A 23,701-nucleotide genomic window follows, 5' to 3' on the forward strand; every position below is an offset into this window, starting at 1 on the left:
CCGTTTAACCGATTACGACCATTATCAAGGAGCGAAAAATGGCTACGCACTTTGCAAGAGGGATACTTACGGAAGGACGTCTCGCATCGGCAAGAATTTCTTCAGCCTGTCACAGTGAAGCACTCACTCTCCCGGAACACCGCAGAACGCGGTTTTTAGCTTCCCGGGCGCTTCTCGCAGAACTGCTGTTTATGCTGTACGGCACCAGCGAGCTGCCGGACATCATTACCCAACCCGAAGGCCGCCCGGTCTTTGCCGACCCGGAGCTCCCACGTTTTTCAATTGCCTACGCGGGCAATATCATTGGCGTCGCGCTGACCACCGAAGGGGATTGTGGGCTCGACATGGAACTTCAGCGCGCGACGCGCAGCTTCCATGGAGGTAATGCGCATGAAGACTACCCGCTCTCCAGCAATGAGAAGCTGTGGGTACGCAACCAGAACGATCCTGTCGAAGCCAGAGCCCAGCTCATTACCCTGCGCCAGAGCATTCGCAAGCTCTGTGGATGCGCCTCAGACGACGCCAGCATGCTGCAACTGCTTCCAGGCTCCGGACGTCTGCGCGCCGCCCAGGCCACGCTGGTAGAGGCGCTCAGTGACGCAGAGGATGTGCTCATTTGGTCCATTGCGGTTACCCCCGCCATCGAACGCATGAAAATCTGGGAATTTGACAGCCACCAGGGATGGCGTAGCCTTCCTGATGTGCCCGAGCGCGCCAACGAGTCCGCCGCACGCCTGATGCGTTTAATCAGTTTACCGGCAGAAAAAGCATTCACCCTTAGCTGATCCAATCAGGGTCATCATGATGAAACAGGAGTAATCATGTCTGATACGTTGAAAGTAGTTACGTTACTGGGAAGCCTGCGCAAAGGTTCATTTAACGGGATGGTTGCCCGCACGCTGCCACAGCTGGCACCGGCAGGAATGGAAATTAGCGCCCTGCCGTCTATTGGCGATATTCCGCTGTATGACGCTGACGTACAGCAGGAAGAGGGTTTCCCGCAAAGCGTTGAGGCGCTGGCAGAGCAGATCCGCCAGGCCGACGGCGTGGTCATCGTCACGCCGGAGTACAACTATTCGGTTCCGGGTGGTCTGAAGAATGCCATCGACTGGCTGTCCCGTTTGCCTGAGCAGCCGCTGTCAGGCAAACCGGTGCTGATCCAGACCAGTTCAATGGGCGCCATTGGCGGCGCGCGCTGCCAGTATCATCTGCGCCAGATCCTGGTGTTCCTGGATGCGATGGTCATGAACAAGCCGGAATTTATGGGTGGTGTGATTCAGAACAAGGTCGACCCGCAAACGGGTGAAGTGGTGGATCAGAGCACGCGCGATCATCTGTCTGGCCAGCTGACGGCGTTTGGGGATTATATTAAGCGGGTGAAGGCATAAGCTTACTGCGGCCTGATGCCCTCACCCTGACCCTCTCCCACGGGGAGAGGGAACAAACATGTTTATTTGGCGTCAATAAACACAATCTTCAGCACAAACAGCAGCGCCACAACGATGACGCACGGACTGAGGTCGCGGAAGCGGCCGGTACCGATCTTCATTACGCAGTAAGAGATAAAGCCCAGCGCGATACCTTCGGTAATCGAGAAGCTGAACGGCATCATCACGGCGGTAATAAACGCCGGCACCGCTTCGGTTAAATCATCCCACTTCACGCGTGACAGGCTGGAGGTCATCAGCACCCCCACATAGATCAGCGCACCGGCTGCCGCATACGGAGGAACCATACCCGCCAGCGGAGAGAGGAAGATCACCAGCAGGAACAGAATACCCACGACCACCGCCGTCAGGCCGGTACGGCCGCCCACGGACACGCCGGAAGAAGATTCAATGTACGCGGTAACGGACGAGGTTCCGATAAAAGCACCGGTCACAGAGGAGACGCTGTCCACAAACAGCGCCTGCTTCATGCGCGGGAATTTGCCTTTCTCATCCGCCAGGCCCGCTTTGTCGGTCACGCCAATCAGCGTGCCGGAGGAGTCAAACAGGTTGACCAGCATGAAGGAGAAAATCACGCCCGCCAGGCCCAGGTTCAGGGAACCCGCCAGATCGACGTGACCAATCACGGTAGAGACGCTCGGTGGCGCGGAGACGATTCCGTTATAATGAACGTCGCCCAGCATCCAGCCCAGCAGGGTGGTGACAACGATGGACACCAGCACCGCTGCGTGAATATTACGGGAAGCCAGGATCGCGATGATAAAGAAGCCCAGCACGCCCAGCAGCACGTTATGAGAGGTCAGGTGACCAATGCTCACCAGCGTGTCCGGGTTAGCCACGATAACGCCGGCGTTTTTCAGCCCCATCATACCGATGAACAGACCGATACCGCTGGTGATGCCCACGCGCAGGCTTACGGGAATGTTCGCAATCATCCAGTAACGTACGCGGAAAATGGTCAGCAGCAGCAGGCCAACCGCGCCCCAGAAGATCGCGCCCATGCCAACCTGCCACGGCAGACCCATCGCCTGAACCACCACGAACGCGAAGAACGCATTCAGGCCCATAGCCGGTGCCAGCGCAACAGGCAGGTTAGCGAACACACCCATCAGGATGCTGCCAAGGGCCGCGATCAGACAGGTTGTCACGAAGACGGCGCTGGTATCCATGCCAGCGACGCCCAGAATTTGAGGGTTCACAAAAACGATATAGACCATCGTCAGGAAGGTGGTGAAACCAGCGATCACTTCGGTGCGTGCCGTTGTGCCGTGCTCGCGCAGTTTAAAAACGCGCTCAAGCAGACCCTGACCAGATGTCTGGGTAGTGTGTTGTTGACTCATCATCAATTTCCGAACAAGGAGGGAAAATTCGTCGCTATCCTATACCAAAATGCGACAATAGTGGCGGTTACGTGATACTTTTTTCATTGATTTTGCTTATACGGCAACGATTGCGTCCCGGCGAAATGCCGTACGTAAACGTTAAACTTGTTAAAAGGGAAAGGCATGTCCGGAATTGAAGCGGTATTTTTCGACTGTGACGGTACTCTGGTCGACAGTGAGGTCATTTGTTCCCGCGCGTATGTCACTATGTTCCAGGAATTTGGCATTACGCTGGAACTCGAAGAGGTGTTTAAACGCTTTAAGGGCGTGAAGCTCTACGAGATCATCGACATCATTAACGAAGAACACGGTGTGGATCTGGCGAAAGCCGATCTGGAACCGGTGTACCGCGCCGAGGTCGCACGCCTGTTCGACTCCGAGCTGGAGGTTATCTCCGGGGCTAACGCGTTGCTGGACGCGATGACGGTGCCCATCTGCGTCGTCTCTAACGGTCCGGTCAGCAAAATGCAGCACTCGCTGGGCAAGCTTGAGATGTTGCACCATTTCCCGGAAAAACTGTTCAGCGGCTACGATATCCAGCGCTGGAAGCCGGACCCGGCGCTGATGTTCCATGCGGCAAAAGCGATGAACGTCAACGTAGAGAACTGCATTCTGGTGGATGACTCGTCTGCGGGCGCGCAGTCGGGGATTGATGCGGGGATGGAGGTGTTTTACTTCTGCGCCGACCCGCACAACAAGCCGATCGATCATCCGAACGTGACGACCTTTACCGATCTGGCGCAGCTGCCAGCGCTGTGGAAGGCGCGCGGGTGGGATATTACGCGTTAAGCTAACGTAGGGCGGGTAAGCGCGAGCGCCACCCGCCACAAACATCATTCTTTCGGGTCTTTACCCGCGAGCAGCTTGTCCAGCTCATCGCCGCCCACGTGACGGAAGTCCTGACCTTTCACGAAGTAGAAAATGTATTCGCAAATGTTCTGGCAGCGGTCGCCGATACGCTCGATGGAGCGCGCGCAGAACAGGGCGGTCAGTACGCTTGGGATCGTACGTGAATCTTCCATCATGTAGGTCATCAGCTGACGCACGATGCCTTCATACTCCTGGTCGACCTTCTTGTCTTCACGGTAGATACGCACCGCTTCGTCCAGATCCATACGCGCAAAGGCATCCAGCACGTCGTGCAGCATCTGCACGGTGTGGCGGCCCAGCGACTCCAGGCTCACCAGCAGCGGCTGGTGCTGCTGAGAGAACTTCTCCAGCGCGGTGCGGCAGATTTTATCCGCAACGTCACCAATACGCTCCAGCTCGGCGATGGTTTTGATGATCGCCATCACCAGACGCAGGTCGCTCGCCGTCGGCTGACGCTTCGCGATAATGCGCACGCAGGCCTCGTCGATGGCGACTTCCATCATGTTGACGTTTTTGTCGCCTTCAATGACGCGCTTCGCCAGCTCGCTGTCCTGGTTGTGCATTGCAGTAATCGCATCAGAAAGCTGCTGCTCGACCATGCCGCCCATAGTCATTACCTGGGTGCGAATGCTTTCCAGCTCTGCGTTGAACTGGCCGGAAATGTGTTTATTAAGATTGAGGTTGTCCATGGTTTCTCCACATGCACTAAGGCAAATCAACCGTAGCGGCCAGTAATATAATCTTCGGTTTGTTTCTTCGCGGGCCTGGTGAACAGCGCGTCCGTATCGCTGAACTCAATCAACTCGCCCAGGTACATAAACGCCGTGTGATCGGAACAACGCGCAGCCTGCTGCATGTTATGGGTCACGATAACCACGGTGTAATCCTGCTTCAGCTCGGTGATCAGCTCTTCAATACGACCGGTTGAGATCGGGTCCAGCGCTGAACACGGCTCATCCAGCAGCAACACTTCCGGGCGAATAGCAATACCGCGCGCAATGCACAGACGCTGCTGCTGACCACCGGAGAGAGAGTAACCGCTCTGGTGCAACTTATCTTTGGTTTCGTTCCATAATGCGGCCTTGGTCAAAGCCCACTGCACGCGCTCGTCCATATCGGCACGGGAGAGTTTTTCAAACAGGCGAACACCAAAGGCGATGTTGTCATAAATGGACATCGGGAACGGCGTGGGTTTCTGGAACACCATCCCCACTTTGGCGCGGAGCAGGGCGATATCCTGAGCCTGGGTCAGAATGTTTTCACCGTCGAGGATGATTTCACCCTCAGCACGCTGCTCCGGATAGAGCGAATACATTTTGTTAAAGGTGCGCAGCAGCGTGGATTTCCCACAGCCGGACGGACCGATAAATGCCGTGACCTGGTTCTTTGCGATATCCAGGTTGATGTTCTTCAGGGCATGGAATTTGCCGTAGTAGAAGTTCAAATCACGAACCTGAATCTTACCCGGGGCAGTATCAACCATACTCATTGACTCATTTCCTCATTCGGCGCCGCGAGCTGCCGCGCCGTAAAAAATTAACCGTGTTTCTTCTTCGCGAAAATGACGCGCGCCAGAATGTTCAGCAACAGTACGCAAAGGGTAATGATCAGCACCCCGGCCCAGGCCAGCTGCTGCCATTCCGCGAATGGGCTCATCGCAAATTTAAAGATCGTCACCGGCAGGTTGGCGATCGGCTGCATCATGTCCGTGCTCCAGAACTGATTGGAGAGAGACGTAAACAGCAGCGGCGCCGTTTCACCCGCGATACGCGCAACCGCCAGCAGGATACCGGTCATGATCCCGGAAACAGACGCCTTCAGCGTAATTGCAGAGATCATCTTCCATTTCGGCGTACCCAGCGCGTAAGCCGCTTCACGCAGGCTATCCGGCACCAGTTTCAGCATGTTCTCGGTGGTACGAATAACAATCGGCACCTGCAGCAGCGCCAGGGCAATCACACCCGCCCAGCCGGAGAAGTGTTCCATTTGCGCCACCACCACGGTGTAAACAAACAGACCCACGACGATAGACGGGGCTGACAGCAAAATGTCGTTGATGAAGCGAATGACTTCCGCCAGCCAGGATTTACGACCGTATTCAGCCAGGTAGATGCCCGCCATGATGCCCAGCGGCGTGCCGAAGACCGTCGCCCAGAGGATCAGCAAGCCGCTGCCCGCCAGGGCATTCGCCAGGCCACCGCCCGCCGTGTTCGGCGGCGGCGTCATTTCGGTGAACAGCGACAGTGACATCCCGTCAATCCCGCGAACGACCGTTGAGAAGAGGATCCAGACCAACCAGAACAGCCCGAATGCCATTGTCGCCATCGAAAGCGTCAGGGCAATGCGGTTTTTCATGCGGCGTCTGGCCTGCATTTTGCGGCGGGATTCAGCCAGTTCAGCGGTAGCTTGCATTTCGAGAGTGGCCATTAGCGTGCCCCCTCATTTTTAGCGAGGCGCATAATCATCAGCTTGGAAATCGCCAGAACAATGAAGGTGATAACGAACAGAATCAGACCCAGCTCCATCAGCGCCGCCACGTGCAGCCCGGATTCCGCTTCCGCAAATTCATTCGCCAGCGCCGAGGTAATACTGTTCCCCGGCATGTAGAGCGACGCGCTGTCGAGCTGGTAGGTGTTACCGATAATAAAGGTCACCGCCATGGTTTCACCCAGCGCACGACCCAGGCCCAGCATCACGCCCCCGATCACCCCATTTTTGGTGAACGGAAGGACAATGCGCCAGATAACTTCCCAGGTGGTACAGCCGATGCCGTAGGCCGACTCTTTCATCATCACCGGCGTTTGTTCGAAGACATCGCGCATGACCGCCGCAATGTACGGGATAATCATGATGGCGAGGATCACACCTGCCGCCAGAATGCCGATACCAAAAGCCGGGCCAGAGAACAGGGCACCCACAAACGGAATGGCGGAAAGCACGTTACCGACCGGTTCCTGGAAATACGTTGCGAATAGCGGAGCAAAGATGAACAGACCCCACATGCCGTAAACAATACTTGGAATGGCCGCCAGCAGTTCGATAGCGATCCCCAGCGGGCGTCGCAGCCAGCCCGGCGCAAGCTCCGTCAGGAACAGCGCAATACCAAAGCTCACCGGAACCGCAATCAGCAGGGCGATGAACGAGGTCACCAACGTGCCGTAAATCGGCACCAGGGCACCGTAGATGTCGTTCGGCGCGTCCCACTCTTTAGTCCACAGGAAGGAAAAACCGAATTTCTGGATGCTCGGCCACGAGGAGAAAATCAGAGACACGATAATGCCGCCCAGCAGCAATAGCACAATCAGCGCAGCCAGTTTCACCAGCGCGCTGAAAATCATGTCACCTTTTTTACCCGGAGGGTTAAATGCAGGCTTGGTTGCAGCCATAAATTACTCTTCTGTTAAACGCGTTTACGAAAGGGGCGGGTTAGCGTTAGCGCCACCCGCCATTTTCGTCAGAATGCTAAATTAATACAATGCTTTACCGCTGCTGTCTTTCACGTTGGTTTTCCATGCAGCGCGAATCTGCTCAACCACGTTGTCCGGCAGGGTGGCGTAATCCAGAGCGTTAGCCTGTTTGCCGCCGTTTTTGTACGCCCAGTCGAAGAACTTCAGCACTTCGGCGCCCTGCTCAGGTTTCTTCTGCTCTTTGTGAACCAGGATGAAGGTGGTAGAGGTGATTGGCCACGCGCCTTCGCCTTTCTGGTTAGTCAGATCCTGCGCGAAGGATTTGCTCCAGTCAGCGCCTTTTGCCGCGTTAGCAAAGTTCTCTTCGGTTGGGCTAACCGGTTTGCCGTCGGCTGAAACCAGTTTGGTGTAGGACAGGTTGTTCTGCTTAGCGTACGCATACTCTACGTAACCAATTGAGCCAGGCAGACGCTGTACGAACGCAGCGATACCGTCGTTACCTTTACCGCCCAGACCGGTTGGCCAGTTAACGGTAGAGCCGGAGCCGACTTTAGATTTCCACTCTTCGTTCACTTTTGCCAGGTAGCTGGTGAACACGAAAGAGGTACCGGAACCATCCGCGCGGCGAACCACGGCGATGTTCTGAGAAGGCAGCTTCAGGCCTGGGTTGAGTTTAGCGATCGCTTCGTCATCCCATTTTTTGATTTTGCCCAGGTAGATGTCACCCAGCGTTTTGCCATCCAGCACCAGCTCACCCGACTTCACGCCCGGCAGGTTGATGGCCAGGACCACGCCACCGATCACGGTCGGGAACTGGAACAGGCCTTCCTGAGCCAGCTTGTCATCAGACAGCGGAGCGTCAGATGCACCGAAATCAACGGTGTTCGCGGTAATTTGTTTAACGCCACCGGAGGAGCCGATACCCTGATAGTTAACCTTGTTACCGGTTTCTTTCTGGTAGGTATCCGCCCATTTGGCATACACCGGCGCAGGGAAGGTTGCACCAGCGCCAGTCAGGCTTGCTTCTGCAAATACAGAGAACGCGCTCAGAGATAAGGTCGCGGCGACAACAGTTGCGACAGTGGTACGCATAACTTTCATAATGTCTCCTGCAAGATTTTCGTAAATCGTTGTTTAGTGGCTACGATGAGCAAAATAGGACAAACAGGTGACAGATAAATGTACGAATTATGACAGTTTTATGACAACGTAAATTTCACTTAAAATTACGCAAAAGAAAGTTTATTTTTCATCAATTTAGCCGGTTTTATGACAAGACGTTTTCAGAAATATTTTCTTTATGTGACACTGAAAAAAGTAGCTGAAGATGACAAATTGTCATTATTAAAAACGAGAAAGGATTGATTAAAAACAAGCCGGGCAGGATAAAAAAGCTCCACCCGAAGGTGGAGCCTGAAGGGATTATTCTACGGTAACCGATTTCGCCAGGTTACGCGGCTGGTCAACGTCGGTGCCTTTGATCAGCGCAACGTGATAGGCCAGCAGCTGCAGCGGAACGGTGTAGAAGATTGGTGCAATCACCTCTTCCACATGCGGCATCTCGATGATGTGCATGTTGTCGTTGCTGACAAAACCGGCATCTTTGTCGGCGAAGACGTACAGAACACCGCCGCGCGCGCGCACTTCTTCGATGTTAGACTTCAGTTTTTCCAGCAGTTCGTTGTTTGGTGCCACAACGATGACCGGCATATCCGCGTCAATCAGCGCCAGCGGGCCGTGCTTCAGCTCGCCAGCCGCATAGGCTTCAGCGTGAATGTAGGAGATCTCTTTCAGCTTCAGCGCGCCTTCCAGCGCAATCGGATACTGATCGCCACGACCCAGGAACAGGGCGTGATGTTTGTCAGAGAAATCTTCCGCCAGGGCTTCAATGCGTTTGTCCTGAGACAGCATCTGCTCAATACGGCTCGGCAGCGCCTGCAGGCCGTGAACGATGTCGTGCTCAACGGAAGCATCTTCGCCTTTCAGACGCGCCAGCTTCGCCACCAGCATCAGCAGAACGGTCAGCTGAGTGGTAAACGCTTTGGTGGAGGCCACGCCGATTTCTGTACCCGCTTTGGTCATCAGCGCCAGATCGGACTCACGCACCAGCGATGAGCCAGGAACGTTACAGATAGCCAGAGAGCCCAGGTAACCCAGCTCTTTAGACAGACGCAGCGCTGCCAGGGTATCCGCCGTTTCACCAGACTGGGAAAGGGTGATCATCAGGCTGTTACGACGCACCGCGGATTTGCGATAGCGGAATTCAGACGCGATTTCCACATCGCACGGCACACCCGCCAGGGATTCAAACCAGTAGCGAGAAACCATACCGGAGTTGTAGGAGGTGCCGCAGGCCACGATCTGAATATGCTCAACCTTGCCGAGCAGTTCGTTCGCGTTTGCGCCCAGCTCGCTCAGATCCACTTCACCGTGGCTGATACGCCCGGTCAGGGTGTTTTTGATGGCGTTTGGCTGCTCGTAAATCTCTTTCTGCATGTAGTGACGATAAGCGCCTTTGTCGCCCGCGTCGTACTGCAGATTCGATTCGATCTCCTGACGTTTCACCTGCTCGCCTTTGGTATCAAAGACGGTCACGCTGCGACGGGTCACTTCCGCGATATCACCCTCTTCGAGGAAGATAAAGCGACGGGTAACCGGCAGGAGCGCCAGCTGGTCAGAAGCGATGAAGTTTTCGCCCATGCCCAGACCGATAACCATCGGGCTACCGGAACGCGCTGCCAGCAGCGTTGACGGATCGCGGGAATCCATGATCACCGTACCGTACGCACCGCGCAGCTGAGGGATAGCGCGCAGCACCGCATCACGCAGTGTACCGCCCTGCTCCAGCTCCCAGTGCACCAGGTGAGCAATCACTTCGGTGTCAGTTTCAGAGACGAAGGTGTAGCCGCGCGCTTTCAGTTCTTCGCGCAGCGGTTCGTGGTTTTCGATAATGCCGTTGTGCACGACCACGATGTGTTCAGACACATGCGGGTGCGCGTTACCTTCAGACGGTTCGCCGTGCGTCGCCCAGCGGGTGTGCGCAATACCGGTACCACCGTGCAGCGGATGTTCTTCCGCAGCCTGGGCCAGCATCTGCACTTTACCGAGACGACGCAGACGGGTCATATGACCTTCTGCATCGACGACAGCCAGACCGGCTGAGTCGTAACCACGGTATTCCAGACGACGTAAACCTTCGAGAAGGATTTCAGCAATATCACGCTGCGCAACTGCGCCAACAATTCCACACATAATTTTAGATTCCGAATTTAGGCATTATGCCTGCGTTGTCGCTGACCTGTATTTTCCCTTTCCGGGCACCCCGAGCCTTGTAGAGAGTGGGGTTATTTTTATGGGTACTGCTTGTGGGGGGAGGATTATATTATCCCCTCACCCCGGCCCTCTCCCCAAAGGGGCGAGGGAGAAAAACACCGCACCGAACGATCCCCTCTCCCCTGTGGGGAGAGGGTTAGGGTGAGGGGTAAATCCGTTACTTTTTCTTCACCGGGCGTTTCCAGCCCTGCTTGCTGACCTGCGGAACGCGGCTTAACACCAGCTCGTTCTCGGCCACATCGCGCGTAACGGTTGTTCCGGCGGCGATAGTCACTCCGTTACCCACGGTAACAGGCGCCACCAGCTGCGTATCGGAGCCAACGAACACGTCGTCACCGATGATGGTTTTAAACTTATTAGCACCGTCATAGTTACAGGTAATAGTCCCTGCACCAATATTCACGTTATTGCCAATTTCCGCGTCGCCCAGATAGGTCAGATGACCGGCTTTTGAGCCTTTACCCAGACGCGCTTTTTTCATTTCCACGAAGTTACCCACGTGAGCGCCTTCCAGCAGCTCAGCGCCCGGGCGCAGACGCGCAAACGGGCCGATGGTACAGGCCGCGTCCAGACGGGCATCTTCCACCACGCTGTACGGGCTAATTTCGCAGTCGTCACCGATAACGCTATTTTTAATCACGCAGCCGGCACCAATTTTGACGCGATTGCCCAGCGTGACCTGACCTTCGAGGATAACGTTAGTATCAATTTCAACGTCACGACCGTGAGATAACGAACCACGCAAATCGAAACGCGCCGGATCGCGCAGCATCACGCCCGCCAGCAGCAGTTTTTCGGCCTGCTCGGACTGATAAATACGCTCAAGACGGGAGAGCTGAAGGCGGTTGTTCACGCCGTCCGTTTCGCTGATCCGCGCCGGATGAACGGCGGCAATTTCACGCCCTTCGTGGTACGCCATAGCAATGATATCGGTGATGTAGTATTCACCCTGCGCGTTGTTGTTATTGAGCTTCGACAGCCAGCGCTTCATATCCGCGCCGTTGGCAATCAGGATACCGGTGTTGATCTCCTGAATCTGGCGCTGCTCGTCGCTGGCATCTTTATGCTCAACAATCCCCGTGACGTTGCCGTTTTCACGGGTGATGCGGCCATAACCGCTTGGATCGTCCAGCACGACGGTTAATAAACCGATGCCGCCCTGCGGTTTGGCTTCACGCAGGCGAGTAAGTGTTTCAACGGAGATCAGCGGGACATCGCCGTAGAGCATCAAAATGTCTTCGTCATCCGCAAAGAAAGGCGCAGCCTGCTGCATCGCATGGCCTGTGCCCAGCTGTTCGGCCTGAAGCACCCAGTTGAGATTGTCATCGCTCAGCGTCTTTTTAAGCAGATCGCCGCCGTGGCCGTAGACCAGGTGGACCTGACTGGCACCCAGTTCGTTGGCTGCATCAATGACATGCTGCACCATTGGCTTTCCTGCAAGCGTGTGGAGCACCTTTGGCAGATCGGAATACATGCGGGTCCCTTTGCCAGCGGCAAGGATCACCACGCTCATCGCACTGTTTGACATACGCATCCTGACGGTAGTTTGAGTGTGAAGTAAAAACGTTTGATGCTCAAAATTCTACATCTTTTTCATCATGAATTAAGGCCGAAAAAAAAAGCCAGCCTGGTATCCAGACTGGCTTTTGTGCTTTTCAAGCCGGTGTTACATCGCTTTTTTGGTCAACTCGATAACGCGCAGTTTCGCGATCGCTTTGGCCAGCTCCGCAGACGCCTGAGCGTAATCCACGTCACCATGAGAGCTGCTAATGTGCTCTTCAGCCTTACGCTTCGATTCCAGGGCTCGCGCTTCGTCGAGATCCTGTCCACGGATAGCGGTATCGGCCAGAACGGTCACACTGCCAGGCTGCACTTCAAGAATGCCGCCGGACAGATAGATAAACTCTTCGTGACCGAACTGTTTAACGATGCGGATCATACCAGGCTTAATGGCGGTGAGCAGCGGTGCGTGACCCGGGAAAATACCCAGTTCACCTTCACTACCCGTTACCTGGATTTTTTCGACCAGACCAGAGAACATTTGTTGCTCTGCGCTGACGACGTCCAGGTGGTAAGTCATTGCCATATCACCCTCCGATTAAGGCGTTAAAGTTTTTTGGCTTTTTCCACGGCTTCGTCGATGGAACCGACCATGTAGAACGCCTGCTCCGGCAGGTGATCGTATTCGCCTTCCATGATGCCTTTAAAGCCACGGATGGTGTCTTTCAGGGAAACGTATTTACCTGGAGAACCGGTGAATACTTCCGCAACGAAGAATGGCTGGGACAGGAAGCGCTGGATCTTACGCGCACGTGCTACCACCAGTTTGTCTTCTTCAGACAGTTCATCCATACCCAGGATGGCGATAATGTCTTTCAGTTCCTGGTAACGCTGCAGCAGGGACTGTACGCCACGCGCGGTGTCGTAGTGTTCCTGACCAACAACCAGTGGATCCAGCTGACGGCTGGTGGAGTCCAGCGGGTCAACGGCCGGGTAGATACCCAGAGACGCGATCTGACGGCTCAGTACCACGGTTGCATCTAAGTGCGCAAAGGTGGTTGCTGGAGATGGGTCAGTCAAGTCATCCGCAGGTACGTATACCGCCTGAACGGAGGTGATAGAACCGGTTTTGGTAGAGGTGATACGTTCCTGAAGAACACCCATCTCTTCCGCCAGCGTAGGCTGATAACCTACCGCTGAAGGCATACGACCCAGCAGTGCAGATACTTCCGTACCGGCCAGGGTGTAACGATAGATGTTATCAACGAACAGCAGAACGTCACGGCCTTCATCACGGAACTTCTCAGCCATAGTCAGACCGGTCAGCGCAACGCGCAGACGGTTTCCTGGTGGCTCGTTCATCTGGCCGTAAACCAGGGATACTTTGTCCAGAACGTTGGAGTCGGTCATTTCGTGGTAGAAGTCGTTACCCTCACGAGTACGTTCACCTACGCCCGCAAACACGGAGTAACCGGAGTGCTCGATCGCGATGTTACGGATCAGCTCCATCATGTTTACGGTTTTACCTACACCCGCACCGCCGAACAGACCGACTTTACCGCCCTTCGCGAACGGACACATCAGGTCGATAACTTTGATACCGGTTTCCAGCAGTTCCTGAGAGCTGGACAGCTCTTCGTAGGAAGGTGCCGCGCGGTGGATAGCCCAACGCTCTTCTTCACCGATGTCGCCTTTCATGTCGATTGGCTGACCCAATACGTTCATGATACGACCCAGTGTTGCTTTACCTACCGGGACTTCGATCGGGTGCTCAAGGTCTTTGACTTCCAGACCACGACGCAGACCGTCGGAAGAACCCATCGCGATGGTACGCACGATACCGCCGCCGAGCTGCTGCTGAACTTCCAGCACCAGGCTCTCGTTACCATTCTGTACCTCAAGCGCGTCGTACACGCGTGGTACGGCGTCCTGAGGGAACTCGACGTCCACCACGGCGCCGATTACCTGGACAATCTTTCCAGTAGCCATCTTGAATCCTCTACGTAATTCGTAAACCTGGTTAAACCGCGGCGGCCCCCGAGACGATCTCGGTGAGTTCCTGAGTAATGCTGGCCTGACGAGCTTTGTTGTAAACCAACTGCAGCTCTTTAATCAGGCTGCCGCCATTATCGGTCGCGGCTTTCATCGCCACCATTCGTGCGGCCTGCTCGCTGGCCAGGTTTTCTACAACGCCCTGATAAACCTGAGATTCAACGTAACGACGCAGCAGGGTATCCAGCAGCGGTTTCGGATCGGGTTCATACAGGTAATCCCAGGCTTTTTGCTTCAGCTCGTCATCTTCTGATGCCGGTAACGGCAGCATCTGAGTGAGCGTTGGAACCTGAGACATGGTGTTAATGAATTTGTTGCTGACAACGTACAGTCTGTCCAGACGGCCTTCATCATAGGCCTGCAACATCACTTTAACCGGGCCGATCAGTTCGGACAGGGACGGGTTATCACCCATACCGGTCACCTGAGCGACAATGTTGCCACCAACGGAGTTAAAGAAAGAGACGCCTTTAGAGCCGATCATTGCGATATCGCACTGAACGCCTTTTTCAGACCATGCTTTCATATCCGCCAGCAGTTTTTTGAACAGGTTAATGTTCAAGCCGCCACACAGACCACGGTCGGTCGACACCACCAGGTAGCCCACGCGCTTAACGTCGCGTTCTTCCAGGTAAGGGTGCTTATATTCCAGATTACCGTTTGCAAGGTGACCAATCACTTTGCGCATGGTTTCTGCATAAGGACGGCTGGCCGCCATGCGATCCTGCGATTTACGCATTTTGGAAGCGGCGACCATCTCCATCGCTTTAGTGATCTTTTGCGTGTTCTGGACGCTTGCGATCTTACTACGTATCTCTTTTGCGCCGGCCATGAGCTTCTCCTCAATGCCAGGCGGCTTGTCCTGAGACAAGCCGCCGGACGATTACCAGGATTGGGTTGCTTTGAAGGAATCGAGGATAGCTTTCAGCTTGCCTTCGATTTCGTCGTTATAGCCACCGGTCTGGTTGATCTCTTGCATCAGCGGAGCGTGATCACGGTCGACGTAAGCCAGCAGAGCGGCTTCGAAGCTACCGATTTTAGCCAGTTCCACATCTTCGAGGTAACCGCGTTCAGCCGCGAACAGTACCAGGCCCTGCTGAGCAACAGACATTGGTGCGTACTGTTTCTGCTTCAGCAGTTCGGTCACTTTCTGACCGTGGCTCAGCTGTTTACGGGTTGCTTCGTCCAGATCGGATGCGAACTGAGAGAACGCAGCCAGTTCACGATACTGTGCCAGCGCGGTACGGATACCACCGGACAGTTTCTTGATGATCTTGGTCTGAGCAGCACCACCAACACGGGATACGGAGATACCCGGGTTAACCGCCGGACGAATACCGGAGTTAAACAGGTTGGTTTCCAGGAAGATCTGACCATCGGTAATGGAGATTACGTTGGTCGGAACGAACGCAGAAACGTCACCCGCCTGGGTTTCAATGATCGGCAGAGCGGTCAGAGAGCCCGTTTTACCCTTCACTTCACCTTTGGTGAAGTTCTCGACGTATTCCGCGTTTACGCGGGATGCACGCTCCAGCAGACGAGAGTGGAGGTAGAATACGTCGCCAGGGAACGCTTCACGTCCAGGTGGACGACGGAGCAGCAGGGAAACCTGACGATAAGCAACAGCCTGTTTAGACAGGTCATCGTATACGATCAGTGCATCTTCACCGCGGTCACGGAAGTATTCGCCCATTGCGCAACCGGCATATGGCGCCAGGTATTGCAGTGCAGCGGATTCAGACGCAGTTGCTACCACAACGATGGTGTTAGACAGTGCGCCGTGCTCTTCCAGTTTACGAACCACGTTGGAAATGGTGGACGCTTTCTGGCCGATGGCCACGTACACACATTTGATGCCGGAGTCACGCTGGTTGATGATGGCGTCAATAGCCATCGCGGTTTTACCGGTCTGACGGTCACCGATGATCAGTTCACGCTGACCACGACCGATTGGGATCATGGCATCAACGGACTTATAACCTGTCTGAACAGGCTGATCTACGGACTGACGGTCGATAACGCCCGGTGCGATAACTTCGATTGGAGAGAAGCCATCGTGCTCAACCGGACCTTTACCGTCGATTGGCGCACCCAGGGTGTTAACAACGCGACCCAGCAGGCCACGGCCAACCGGCACTTCCAGAATACGGCCAGTACACTTAACCTTCATGCCTTCGGCGAGGTCAGCGTATGGACCCATCACAACTGCACCTACGGAGTCGCGCTCCAGGTTCAGTGCGATAGCGTAACGGTTACCCGGCAGGGAAATCATCTCACCCTGCATACAATCGGCCAGGCCGTGGATGCGGATAACACCGTCACTAACAGAAACAATAGTACCTTCGTTGTGAGCTTCACTCACAACACTGAACTGAGCAATGCGCTGCTTGATCAGTTCGCTGATTTCGGTGGAATTCAGTTGCATGCTCCAGTCCCCTTAAGACTGCAAGACGTCTGCAAGGCGTTCAAGACGGCCGCGTACGCTGCCATCAATGACCATATCACCCGAACGGATGATTACGCCTGCCATTACAGACTTATCGATTTTGCAATTCAGCTTAACTTTGCGTGACAGACGTTTTTCCATCGCGGCGGTGATTTTCGCAAGCTGTTCATTACTCAGTTCAGTCGCAGAAGTCACTTCGACTTCAGCGGTTGCTTCACTAAGGGCACGTAAGTGCTCAAACTGCTCGAGAACATCCGGGAGCACACGGAGACGACCATTTTCTGCCATCACCTTAATCAGGTTCTGGCCGTTGGCATCCAGTTGCTCTCCGCACACGGCGATAAACGACGCGGCGAGGGTTTCAGGTGCTAACGCACCGGAAAGCAACTCAGCCATTTGTTCGTTTTTCGTCACCTCAGCGGCAAACGCCAGCATATCCTGCCAGCGATCGACATTTTGGTGTTCGACAGCAAAGTCAAAAGCTGCTTTGGCGTAGGGGCGAGCTACCGTAACAAATTCAGACATCAGCCCCTCCCTCCTTACAGTTCAGCGACAAGTTTGTCCACGATGTCGCTGTTAGCAGCTTCATCCACGGAACGTTCGATGATCTTCTCGGCGCCAGCAACAGCCAGAATCGCAACCTGCTTACGCAGTTCTTCACGAGCACGTTTACGCTCAGCATCAATTTCTGCCTGAGCCTGTGTCACGATCTTAGTACGTTCCTGTTCTGCTTCAGCTTTGGCTTCGTCCAGGATCTGAGAACGGCGTTTGTTAGCCTGTTCAATGATTACCTGAGCTTCAGCTTTCGCTTTTTTCAGCTGGTCTGTCGCGTTGGCCTGTGCAAGGTCCAAATCTTTCTTAGCGCGTTCTGCGGAAGCCAGACCGTCAGCAATTTCTTTCTGACGTTTTTCGATGGCAGCCATTAAAGGCGGCCATACATACTTCATGCAGAACCAGACAAAGAGAATAAACGCGATGGCCTGGCCGAGGATTGTTGCGTTCATGTTCACAGCACAATACCTCTTTAATTTCTGTGGCTTAGGGTTTTAAAACTACTACTACGCGACAGCAAACATCACGTACAGACCCAGACCTACAGCGATCATTGGGATAGCATCCACCAGACCCATAACGATAAAGAACTGAGTACGCAGCAGAGGAATCAGATCAGGTTGACGCGCTGCGCCTTCCAGGAATTTGCCCCCGAGGATGCCGATACCGATCGCAGCACCGATAGCCGCCAGACCCATCATCACAGCGGCAGCCATGTACAGCAGATCCATATTCAGGTTTTCCATGACAGTCTCCAGTTTGTTTCAATTAAAACGTAGTAGTGTTGGTAAAAAATCAGTGCTCTTCAGACGCCATCGACAGATAGACGATCGTCAGAACCATGAAGATAAAGGCTTGCAGCGTAATGATCAGGATGTGGAAAATGGCCCATGGCACATTCAGAATCCACTGTGACCACCACGGCAGAAGACCCGCGATCAGAATGAAAATCAGCTCACCCGCATACATGTTGCCGAACAGTCGCAGACCCAGTGAAACAGGTTTGGACAGCAGGCTAACGCCTTCCAGGATCAGGTTGACCGGAATAAACGCCCAGTGGTTGAACGGCTGCAAGGTAAGCTCTTTCACAAAGCCGCTTACGCCTTTCATTTTGATGCTGTAGAAAAGAATCAGGATAAATACGCCCAGCGCCATCGACAGGGTGATGTTCACGTCCGCAGACGGTACAACACGCAGCGCTGGCAGGCCGAAGATGTGCTCACCGATGAACGGCAGCAGATCGATTGGCAGCAGGTCCATCAGGTTCATCAGGAAGACCCAAACGAACACGGTCAGGGCCAGCGGAGCAATCAGCTTGCTCTTACCATGGTACATGTCTTTGACGCTGCCATGGACGAAGCTGATGATCATTTCGATGAAGGTCTGGAATTTCCCTGGTACACCGCTGGTCGCTCGTTTAGCAACACCGCGGAACATGGCCAGGAACAGAAGACCCAAAACCACCGAGAAGAACATGGAGTCGATGTTGATCGTCCAGAAGGTGGCCGGGGGGTTATGTGGATCCACCAGCGAGAATGTACGCAGGTCCAGCTGAAGGTTATTCAGATGGTGACCTATGTAATCCTGCGGCGTCATATTTTCTGAAGCCATGATGCCTTTTACCCTTTGTTATTGATTACAGCTGGAGCCAGAACTTGTACCACCAGCACCAAAACCCACGTTGCTATCAGCGGCATGAAGACCACTTTCAAAACCGCCAGCGCCATCACCAGTAGAGCAAAGGTCAGCAACACCTTACACACTTCGCCGAGGGCGAAGGACCAGGCCACGCGGCCTTTGGCGGGTGTATGCGCCTGATGACGCCAGGCAAAAATCATAAACAACACGTTTGGCAGCACAACCGCCAAACCCCCGCACACGGCGGAGATGCCCCAGAAGGGGTCTTTGAGGCTAAACAGCAGTCCACTTGCTATCACAGCCAGAAACTGAATGAACAGAAGCTTACGAGCAACGTTTCTACTCAAGAGCGACACAGACATCACGTTTTTACTCCTGCTCCCTTCGAGGTATGCCGCGTGTCGTATAAAACGTTCTTTAAGGCTCAGAGTCAAGCATCAAAAAGCGGTCAAATTATACGGTGCGCACCCGTGATTTCAAACATTAAGTAGCGAAAAGGTGAATAAATGTTTAAATATTTTTCCCCAGCGCTATTTTTTAACTTTCGCTGAAAGCGTCAACCTTCGACCAAAACTGCAAACAGCGCGAAAACGTTGGCGATAAAGCGTGCACGAGATCACAAAACACACATTTGCGATAAGGTTGTCTTTATCAAAGGCGCAAATCGCGCAAATTTATCTTTATGAAATTAAACGCAAAATGCCGTAACTATTTTCAAAACAGCCCAGTACACAATAAAAACGTTTTATTGACATTCTTAATAAATAATTAACATTGCGTTCTGGTTACCACCTTCCACTTTTAGCAGACTTATATTTTCACAGATGACTATCTTCTCGGTGAATAAAAGTCGCCAGGTTAACCATAAGAAAAACCTTAGTAAAAAAGAGGTTAAAAGCCCGCCGGTAAACCCTCTTTATTTGTGCTGTTTTTTAACATGCGAAGAACAGCACAAATTCCACATTTTTTATTAATTTTTTAAAAATTGTTTGGCTTAATTATCACCAGATGACGCTCCCCATCGAGCTGAGGAATGTGTAATTTCTCGATGGATTCAACAGCAAAACCGTCCGGAAGCTGCTCAATCTCATCGCCTGGCAACTGCCCTTTCAGCGCATAAAAGCGGCCATTCTCTGCAGGCAAGTGCTTACACCAGCTCACCATGTCATTGAGTGAAGCAAACGCGCGGCTGATAACCCCGTCAAACGGCGGCTCTGCCGGGAACTCCTCTACCCTGCTCTGCACGGGCGTGATGTTTTCAAGCTTCAGCTCATGCTGTACCTGACGTAAAAAGCGCACGCGCTTGCCAAGGCTGTCCAGCAATGTGAAGTGGCTCTCAGGGCGAACAATCGACAGCGGAACGCCCGGTAAACCCGGTCCCGTCCCCACATCGATGAAACGCTCACCTTTCAGCCACGGGGCAACCACGATGCTATCGAGAATATGGCGTACCAGCATCTCGTTGGGGTCGCGTACGGAGGTCAGGTTGTACGCTTTGTTCCATTTGTTCAGCATATCGACATAGGCCACCAGCTGATTTTTCTGGTGATCGGTGAGCGAAATACCTGCCTGATCCAGCAGACGAGAGAGTTTGTTGAGCACGGTGAATACCTGTTGAGAGTTTTTTGCCCGGTGGCGCTGCCGCTTACCGGGCCTACGAATAAGTAGGGCGGGTCAGCGAAGCGCCACCCGCCAAAAGCAATGTCAATTACGCGCTGCGGCGCAGCATGCCCTGCTTTTTCAGCCAGACCAGCAGGATCGAAATCGCCGCAGGGGTAACACCCGAGATACGGGATGCCTGGCCGATCGATACCGGTTTGTGATCGTTCAGCTTGGCGATCACTTCGTTGGAAAGGCCCGTCACCTGGCGGTAGTCCAGCATTTCTGGCAGCAGCGTGTTTTCATTACGCTGCTGTTTTTCGATCTCATCCTGCTGACGCGCGATGTAACCTTCGTACTTCACCTGGATCTCAACCTGCTCTGCCGCTTCAGCGTCTTCCAGGCCCGGCGCGAACGCGGTCAGTTTAACCAGGTTCTCGTAGGTGACTTCAGGACGGCGCAGTAAATCTTCACCGCTGGCCTCGCGCGACAGCGGCGCTGTTAAGTGAGCGTTTACTTCGGCAGCGGTTTCCGCCTGCGGATTCACCCAGGTGGTTTTCAGGCGCTGACGTTCCTGTTCAATGCGCTCCAGCTTTTCGTTGAAGCGCGCCCAGCGCTCGTCATCGACCAGACCCAGCTCGCGGCCCATTTCAGTCAGACGCAGGTCGGCGTTATCTTCACGCAGCATCAGGCGATATTCCGCGCGAGAGGTAAACATACGGTACGGCTCTTTGGTACCCAGCGTGCAGAGATCGTCAACCAGCACGCCCAGATACGCCTGAGAACGGCCTGGTGCCCAGCCCTCTTTCTCAGCAGAGAAGCGCGCGGCGTTCAGACCGGCAAGCAGGCCCTGTGCAGCCGCTTCTTCGTAGCCGGTGGTGCCGTTAATCTGCCCCGCGAAGAACAGACCGTGGATGAACTTGCTTTCCAGGGTTGGCTTCAGGTCGCGTGGATCGAAGAAATCGTACTCAATAGCGTAGCCGGGGCGAACAATTTTCGCATTCTCCATCCCCTGCATTGAGCGAACAATTTGCATCTGCACATCGAACGGCAGGCTGGTGGAGATGCCGTTCGGGTAAATTTCGTTTGAGGTCAGCCCTTCCGGCTCCAGGAAGATCTGGTGCTGGTTACGATCGGCGAAGCGCATCACTTTGTCTTCGATCGACGGGCAGTAGCGTGGACCGATCCCTTCGATCACGCCGGCATACATGGGGCTGCGATCGAGGTTGTTGCGGATCACGTCATGAGTTTTCTCGTTGGTATGCGTGATGTAGCACGGTACCTGCTGCGGATGCTGAGCCGCATTGCCCATGAACGAGAACACCGGCATGGGGTTATCACCGTGCTGTTGCGCCAGCACGCTGAAATCAATGGTGCGCGCATCAATACGCGGCGGCGTGCCGGTTTTCAGGCGGCTAACGCGCAGCGGCAGTTCACGCAGACGGCGAGACAGTGGAATAGACGGCGGATCGCCGGCACGGCCACCGCTGTAGTTATCCAGACCGATATGAATTTTACCGTCAAGGAAGGTGCCCACGGTCAGCACCACGGCTTTCGCGCGGAATTTGAGGCCCATCTGGGTCACGGCGCCCACGACGCGATCGTTCTCAACGATAAGATCTTCAACCGCCTGCTGGAAGATCATCAGGTTCGGCTGATTCTCCAGAGCGGTACGCACCGCCTGACGGTAAAGCACGCGGTCTGCCTGAGCTCGGGTCGCACGCACTGCGGGACCTTTACTCGCGTTTAGTATCCTAAACTGTATGCCGGCTCGATCGATCGCTTTCGCCATCAGGCCGCCAAGTGCATCCACTTCTTTTACCAGGTGTCCTTTCCCAATGCCGCCAATCGCCGGATTACAGGACATTTGTCCCAGCGTGTCGATATTGTGTGTCAAAAGCAGGGTCTGCTGACCCATACGCGCTGCGGCCATTGCGGCCTCAGTGCCTGCGTGACCCCCGCCAATGATGATGACGTCAAAAGGATCCTGATAAAACATGGTGGTCTGCCTCGCGTAAAGCGGTATGAAAATGGATTGAAGCCCGGGCCGTGGATTCTACTCAACTTTAGTCTTTCGAGAAAGCATTGGGATCCTGGGCTATTAAAAAGAAGATCTTTTTATTTAGAGATCTGTTCTATTGTGATCTCTTATTAGGATCGCGAACCTGTGTGGATAAGTCCGATCTCACAAAGAAGATCATGCAGTTAGAAAGGATCGTTTGCTGTGAATGATCGGTGATCCTGGACAGTATAAGCTGGGATCAGATCGCGACTTTATACACAGGTCAAAAACGACACAACAGTTGTTCTTTGGATAACTACGGGTTAATACGAGCTTTTAACCAGAGTTATCCACATCTGTTCGCGCGATCTTTAATCGTTTTTGAGTAAATTTTTCCATTCCGCGAGCCAGATCTCGGCTGGATCCTCCGGAATGTCATGATCGAGGATGTTGATCTTGAGCGTTTCACCCAGCTGTTTTGCTCCGCAGGAGGTGACAGCGGCTTCAACTTTCTCTATTGCCCCGCAAAAGGTGTCATATTCACGACTGCCGATCCCCACCGCGCCAAAACGGACGTTTGACAGGTCAGGCTGCTGTTCCAGCAGTTCGTCATATAAAGGTTGCAGGTTATCCGGCAGATCGCCCGCGCCGTGCGTGGAGGTGATCAGCAGCCAGACCCCGTCAGTCGGGAGATCTTCAAGCAACGGACCGTGCAGGGTTTCCGTAGAAAAGCCCGCATCTTCCAGCTTTTCAGCCAGGTGTTCCGCTACGTATTCCGCACCACCAAGGGTGCTGCCGCTGATAAGGGTAATGTCCGCCATTGATCGCTCGCCCAGATAAAGAGACGGCCATTGTACGCTGTGAACGAGCTGGGATCTACCTGTGGAAAATGTGGGAATGAAATTGCCCGATCACGGGCGGATGGTACGCATGATCGGGTTTTGCAGGGAGATCAGCGTCTCGGTGGACTGAATTTCATCGATTGTTTGGATCTTGTTGATAAGTACCTGCTGGAGGGCGTCGATGGATCGGCACATGACTTTAATAAAGATGCTGTAATGCCCGGTGGTGTAATACGCCTCGGTGACTTCATCCAGCGCGTTCAGCTTCGCCAGAGCGGAAGGGTAGTCTTTGGCGCTTTTAAGAATGATGCCGATGAAGCAGCAGACGTCGTAACCGAGATGCTTAGGACTGACGTCAATGCGTGCGCCGGTAATGATCCCCGCCTGCTTCATCTTCTCTACGCGGACGTGAATGGTTCCCGGGCTGACGCTAAACTGTTTTGCCAGTTCGGCGTAGGCGGTACGGGCATTGGCCATTAACGCCTCCAGAATGCCGCGGTCGAGATTGTCGATCTGATAATTTTCCATAGCTTTTTCTTATGAAGATTAATGAATCATTCTATTCTAGCGTTTAATTTTATCGAATCAAAAGTGAAGGTGGCTTTTTGTTGATGAGTTATTGAATATGAT

At 54.0% G+C, this 23,701-nt stretch carries 24 protein-coding genes; 3 read left to right on the plus strand and 21 right to left on the minus strand.

Annotation, left to right across the window (positions count from 1 at the left end; genetic code table 11):
* Window positions 1-38: 38 nt before the first annotated feature.
* On the plus strand, window positions 39-785 hold the full coding sequence (locus tag NUX24_RS18365; protein WP_257833297.1) for a 4'-phosphopantetheinyl transferase superfamily protein: 747 nt from the start codon (window positions 39-41) through the stop codon (window positions 783-785).
* Window positions 786-821: 36 nt separating this feature from the next.
* Window positions 822-1,388: an NADPH-dependent FMN reductase gene (locus NUX24_RS18370; RefSeq protein ID WP_014833835.1), complete on the plus strand. Its 567-nt coding sequence runs from the start codon at window positions 822-824 to the stop codon at window positions 1,386-1,388.
* A gap of 62 nt (window positions 1,389-1,450) precedes the next feature.
* Here the strand turns inward: NUX24_RS18370 and adeP are convergent, their stop codons facing one another.
* Window positions 1,451-2,788, minus strand: coding sequence for an adenine permease AdeP (gene adeP, locus NUX24_RS18375; RefSeq protein WP_023309797.1), 1,338 nt, complete (start codon window positions 2,786-2,788; stop codon window positions 1,451-1,453).
* 165 nt (window positions 2,789-2,953) lie between these two features.
* Between adeP and yieH the strand changes: the two genes are divergently transcribed.
* Window positions 2,954-3,619: a 6-phosphogluconate phosphatase gene (gene yieH, locus NUX24_RS18380; protein ID WP_047650035.1), complete on the plus strand. Its 666-nt coding sequence runs from the start codon at window positions 2,954-2,956 to the stop codon at window positions 3,617-3,619.
* 44 nt (window positions 3,620-3,663) lie between these two features.
* Here yieH and phoU read toward each other — a convergent pair whose 3' ends face one another.
* The 20 genes from phoU to asnC all read right to left on the minus strand — a co-directional run bounded on the left by phoU (window position 3,664) and on the right by asnC (window position 23,599).
* Entirely contained in the window at window positions 3,664-4,389 is a 726-nt protein-coding gene (gene phoU, locus NUX24_RS18385; protein ID WP_008500182.1) for a phosphate signaling complex protein PhoU, read from the minus strand.
* A 26-nt stretch (window positions 4,390-4,415) separates the two neighbouring features.
* Entirely contained in the window at window positions 4,416-5,189 is a 774-nt protein-coding gene (gene pstB, locus NUX24_RS18390) for a phosphate ABC transporter ATP-binding protein PstB (RefSeq protein ID WP_010426574.1), read from the minus strand.
* Window positions 5,190-5,236: 47 nt separating this feature from the next.
* On the minus strand, window positions 5,237-6,127 hold the full coding sequence (pstA, locus tag NUX24_RS18395; protein WP_024907882.1) for a phosphate ABC transporter permease PstA: 891 nt from the start codon (window positions 6,125-6,127) through the stop codon (window positions 5,237-5,239).
* Complete coding sequence (pstC, locus tag NUX24_RS18400; protein ID WP_023309793.1) at window positions 6,127-7,086, minus strand: phosphate ABC transporter permease PstC; 960 nt, start codon at window positions 7,084-7,086, stop codon at window positions 6,127-6,129. Before pstC ends, pstA begins: the two co-directional genes overlap by 1 nt.
* 81 nt (window positions 7,087-7,167) lie before the next feature.
* A complete protein-coding gene (pstS, locus tag NUX24_RS18405) occupies window positions 7,168-8,208 on the minus strand; it encodes a phosphate ABC transporter substrate-binding protein PstS (RefSeq protein WP_008500186.1) in 1,041 nt (346 codons plus the stop codon).
* A 321-nt stretch (window positions 8,209-8,529) separates the two neighbouring features.
* Complete coding sequence (glmS, locus tag NUX24_RS18410) at window positions 8,530-10,359, minus strand: glutamine--fructose-6-phosphate transaminase (isomerizing) (RefSeq protein ID WP_023309792.1); 1,830 nt, start codon at window positions 10,357-10,359, stop codon at window positions 8,530-8,532.
* Between the two features lie 238 nt (window positions 10,360-10,597).
* Entirely contained in the window at window positions 10,598-11,968 is a 1,371-nt protein-coding gene (gene glmU, locus NUX24_RS18415; protein WP_257833302.1) for a bifunctional UDP-N-acetylglucosamine diphosphorylase/glucosamine-1-phosphate N-acetyltransferase GlmU, read from the minus strand.
* 138 nt (window positions 11,969-12,106) lie between these two features.
* On the minus strand, window positions 12,107-12,526 hold the full coding sequence (locus tag NUX24_RS18420; protein WP_006177560.1) for a F0F1 ATP synthase subunit epsilon: 420 nt from the start codon (window positions 12,524-12,526) through the stop codon (window positions 12,107-12,109).
* 20 nt (window positions 12,527-12,546) lie between these two features.
* Entirely contained in the window at window positions 12,547-13,929 is a 1,383-nt protein-coding gene (gene atpD, locus NUX24_RS18425) for a F0F1 ATP synthase subunit beta (RefSeq protein WP_006177559.1), read from the minus strand.
* A 31-nt stretch (window positions 13,930-13,960) separates the two neighbouring features.
* Window positions 13,961-14,824 carry a F0F1 ATP synthase subunit gamma gene (gene atpG, locus NUX24_RS18430; protein ID WP_008500191.1) on the minus strand — a complete coding sequence of 288 codons (864 nt, stop codon included), beginning with the start codon at window positions 14,822-14,824 and terminating at the stop codon, window positions 13,961-13,963.
* A gap of 51 nt (window positions 14,825-14,875) precedes the next feature.
* Window positions 14,876-16,417, minus strand: a complete 1,542-nt coding sequence (gene atpA, locus NUX24_RS18435) for a F0F1 ATP synthase subunit alpha (protein WP_006808751.1) — start codon at window positions 16,415-16,417, stop codon at window positions 14,876-14,878.
* 12 nt (window positions 16,418-16,429) lie between these two features.
* Window positions 16,430-16,963, minus strand: coding sequence for a F0F1 ATP synthase subunit delta (gene atpH / locus NUX24_RS18440; RefSeq protein WP_023309790.1), 534 nt, complete (start codon window positions 16,961-16,963; stop codon window positions 16,430-16,432).
* A 14-nt stretch (window positions 16,964-16,977) separates the two neighbouring features.
* Window positions 16,978-17,448 carry a F0F1 ATP synthase subunit B gene (gene atpF / locus NUX24_RS18445; RefSeq protein WP_014072436.1) on the minus strand — a complete coding sequence of 157 codons (471 nt, stop codon included), beginning with the start codon at window positions 17,446-17,448 and terminating at the stop codon, window positions 16,978-16,980.
* A 48-nt stretch (window positions 17,449-17,496) separates the two neighbouring features.
* Window positions 17,497-17,736, minus strand: coding sequence for a F0F1 ATP synthase subunit C (gene atpE, locus NUX24_RS18450; protein ID WP_000429386.1), 240 nt, complete (start codon window positions 17,734-17,736; stop codon window positions 17,497-17,499).
* 49 nt (window positions 17,737-17,785) lie between these two features.
* Entirely contained in the window at window positions 17,786-18,601 is an 816-nt protein-coding gene (atpB, locus tag NUX24_RS18455; RefSeq protein WP_257833306.1) for a F0F1 ATP synthase subunit A, read from the minus strand.
* A gap of 8 nt (window positions 18,602-18,609) precedes the next feature.
* Complete coding sequence (atpI, locus tag NUX24_RS18460; protein WP_008500194.1) at window positions 18,610-18,990, minus strand: F0F1 ATP synthase subunit I; 381 nt, start codon at window positions 18,988-18,990, stop codon at window positions 18,610-18,612.
* A 616-nt stretch (window positions 18,991-19,606) separates the two neighbouring features.
* Window positions 19,607-20,230 (minus strand): 16S rRNA (guanine(527)-N(7))-methyltransferase RsmG, encoded by a 624-nt coding sequence (gene rsmG / locus NUX24_RS18465; RefSeq protein ID WP_023309787.1) that lies wholly within the window; start codon window positions 20,228-20,230, stop codon window positions 19,607-19,609.
* Window positions 20,231-20,336: 106 nt separating this feature from the next.
* Entirely contained in the window at window positions 20,337-22,226 is a 1,890-nt protein-coding gene (mnmG, locus tag NUX24_RS18470; RefSeq protein ID WP_024907889.1) for a tRNA uridine-5-carboxymethylaminomethyl(34) synthesis enzyme MnmG, read from the minus strand.
* A 374-nt stretch (window positions 22,227-22,600) separates the two neighbouring features.
* The gene (mioC, locus tag NUX24_RS18475; protein WP_023309786.1) at window positions 22,601-23,050 is read right to left on the minus strand and encodes an FMN-binding protein MioC; all 450 of its coding nucleotides are present in this window, start codon (window positions 23,048-23,050) and stop codon (window positions 22,601-22,603) included.
* A gap of 90 nt (window positions 23,051-23,140) precedes the next feature.
* The gene (asnC, locus tag NUX24_RS18480; protein ID WP_047650040.1) at window positions 23,141-23,599 is read right to left on the minus strand and encodes a transcriptional regulator AsnC; all 459 of its coding nucleotides are present in this window, start codon (window positions 23,597-23,599) and stop codon (window positions 23,141-23,143) included.
* Window positions 23,600-23,701 lie beyond the last annotated feature (102 nt).

The sequence above is a fragment of the Enterobacter sp. HG048 genome (assembly GCF_024702055.1).
Lineage (GTDB): Bacteria > Pseudomonadota > Gammaproteobacteria > Enterobacterales > Enterobacteriaceae > Enterobacter > Enterobacter dykesii.

What these genes read in the sequence shown, in the direction of transcription:
- pstA (WP_024907882.1), bottom strand. Translation starts at nt 6,127, where the DNA reads ATGGCCACTCTCGAAATGCAAGCTACCGCTGAACTGGCTGAATCCCGC.
- pstB (WP_010426574.1), bottom strand. Translation starts at nt 5,189, where the DNA reads ATGAGTATGGTTGATACTGCCCCGGGTAAGATTCAGGTTCGTGATTTG.
- NUX24_RS18420 (WP_006177560.1), bottom strand. Translation starts at nt 12,526, where the DNA reads ATGGCAATGACTTACCACCTGGACGTCGTCAGCGCAGAGCAACAAATG.
- atpB (WP_257833306.1), bottom strand. Translation starts at nt 18,601, where the DNA reads ATGGCTTCAGAAAATATGACGCCGCAGGATTACATAGGTCACCATCTG.
- atpD (WP_006177559.1), bottom strand. Translation starts at nt 13,929, where the DNA reads ATGGCTACTGGAAAGATTGTCCAGGTAATCGGCGCCGTGGTGGACGTC.
- mnmG (WP_024907889.1), bottom strand. Translation starts at nt 22,226, where the DNA reads ATGTTTTATCAGGATCCTTTTGACGTCATCATCATTGGCGGGGGTCAC.
- atpH (WP_023309790.1), bottom strand. Translation starts at nt 16,963, where the DNA reads ATGTCTGAATTTGTTACGGTAGCTCGCCCCTACGCCAAAGCAGCTTTT.
- glmS (WP_023309792.1), bottom strand. Translation starts at nt 10,359, where the DNA reads ATGTGTGGAATTGTTGGCGCAGTTGCGCAGCGTGATATTGCTGAAATC.
- asnC (WP_047650040.1), bottom strand. Translation starts at nt 23,599, where the DNA reads ATGGAAAATTATCAGATCGACAATCTCGACCGCGGCATTCTGGAGGCG.
- adeP (WP_023309797.1), bottom strand. Translation starts at nt 2,788, where the DNA reads ATGAGTCAACAACACACTACCCAGACATCTGGTCAGGGTCTGCTTGAG.
- NUX24_RS18365 (WP_257833297.1), top strand. Translation starts at nt 39, where the DNA reads ATGGCTACGCACTTTGCAAGAGGGATACTTACGGAAGGACGTCTCGCA.
- yieH (WP_047650035.1), top strand. Translation starts at nt 2,954, where the DNA reads ATGTCCGGAATTGAAGCGGTATTTTTCGACTGTGACGGTACTCTGGTC.
- phoU (WP_008500182.1), bottom strand. Translation starts at nt 4,389, where the DNA reads ATGGACAACCTCAATCTTAATAAACACATTTCCGGCCAGTTCAACGCA.
- mioC (WP_023309786.1), bottom strand. Translation starts at nt 23,050, where the DNA reads ATGGCGGACATTACCCTTATCAGCGGCAGCACCCTTGGTGGTGCGGAA.
- atpG (WP_008500191.1), bottom strand. Translation starts at nt 14,824, where the DNA reads ATGGCCGGCGCAAAAGAGATACGTAGTAAGATCGCAAGCGTCCAGAAC.
- NUX24_RS18370 (WP_014833835.1), top strand. Translation starts at nt 822, where the DNA reads ATGTCTGATACGTTGAAAGTAGTTACGTTACTGGGAAGCCTGCGCAAA.
- atpI (WP_008500194.1), bottom strand. Translation starts at nt 18,990, where the DNA reads ATGTCTGTGTCGCTCTTGAGTAGAAACGTTGCTCGTAAGCTTCTGTTC.
- glmU (WP_257833302.1), bottom strand. Translation starts at nt 11,968, where the DNA reads ATGTCAAACAGTGCGATGAGCGTGGTGATCCTTGCCGCTGGCAAAGGG.
- atpA (WP_006808751.1), bottom strand. Translation starts at nt 16,417, where the DNA reads ATGCAACTGAATTCCACCGAAATCAGCGAACTGATCAAGCAGCGCATT.
- pstC (WP_023309793.1), bottom strand. Translation starts at nt 7,086, where the DNA reads ATGGCTGCAACCAAGCCTGCATTTAACCCTCCGGGTAAAAAAGGTGAC.
- atpE (WP_000429386.1), bottom strand. Translation starts at nt 17,736, where the DNA reads ATGGAAAACCTGAATATGGATCTGCTGTACATGGCTGCCGCTGTGATG.
- pstS (WP_008500186.1), bottom strand. Translation starts at nt 8,208, where the DNA reads ATGAAAGTTATGCGTACCACTGTCGCAACTGTTGTCGCCGCGACCTTA.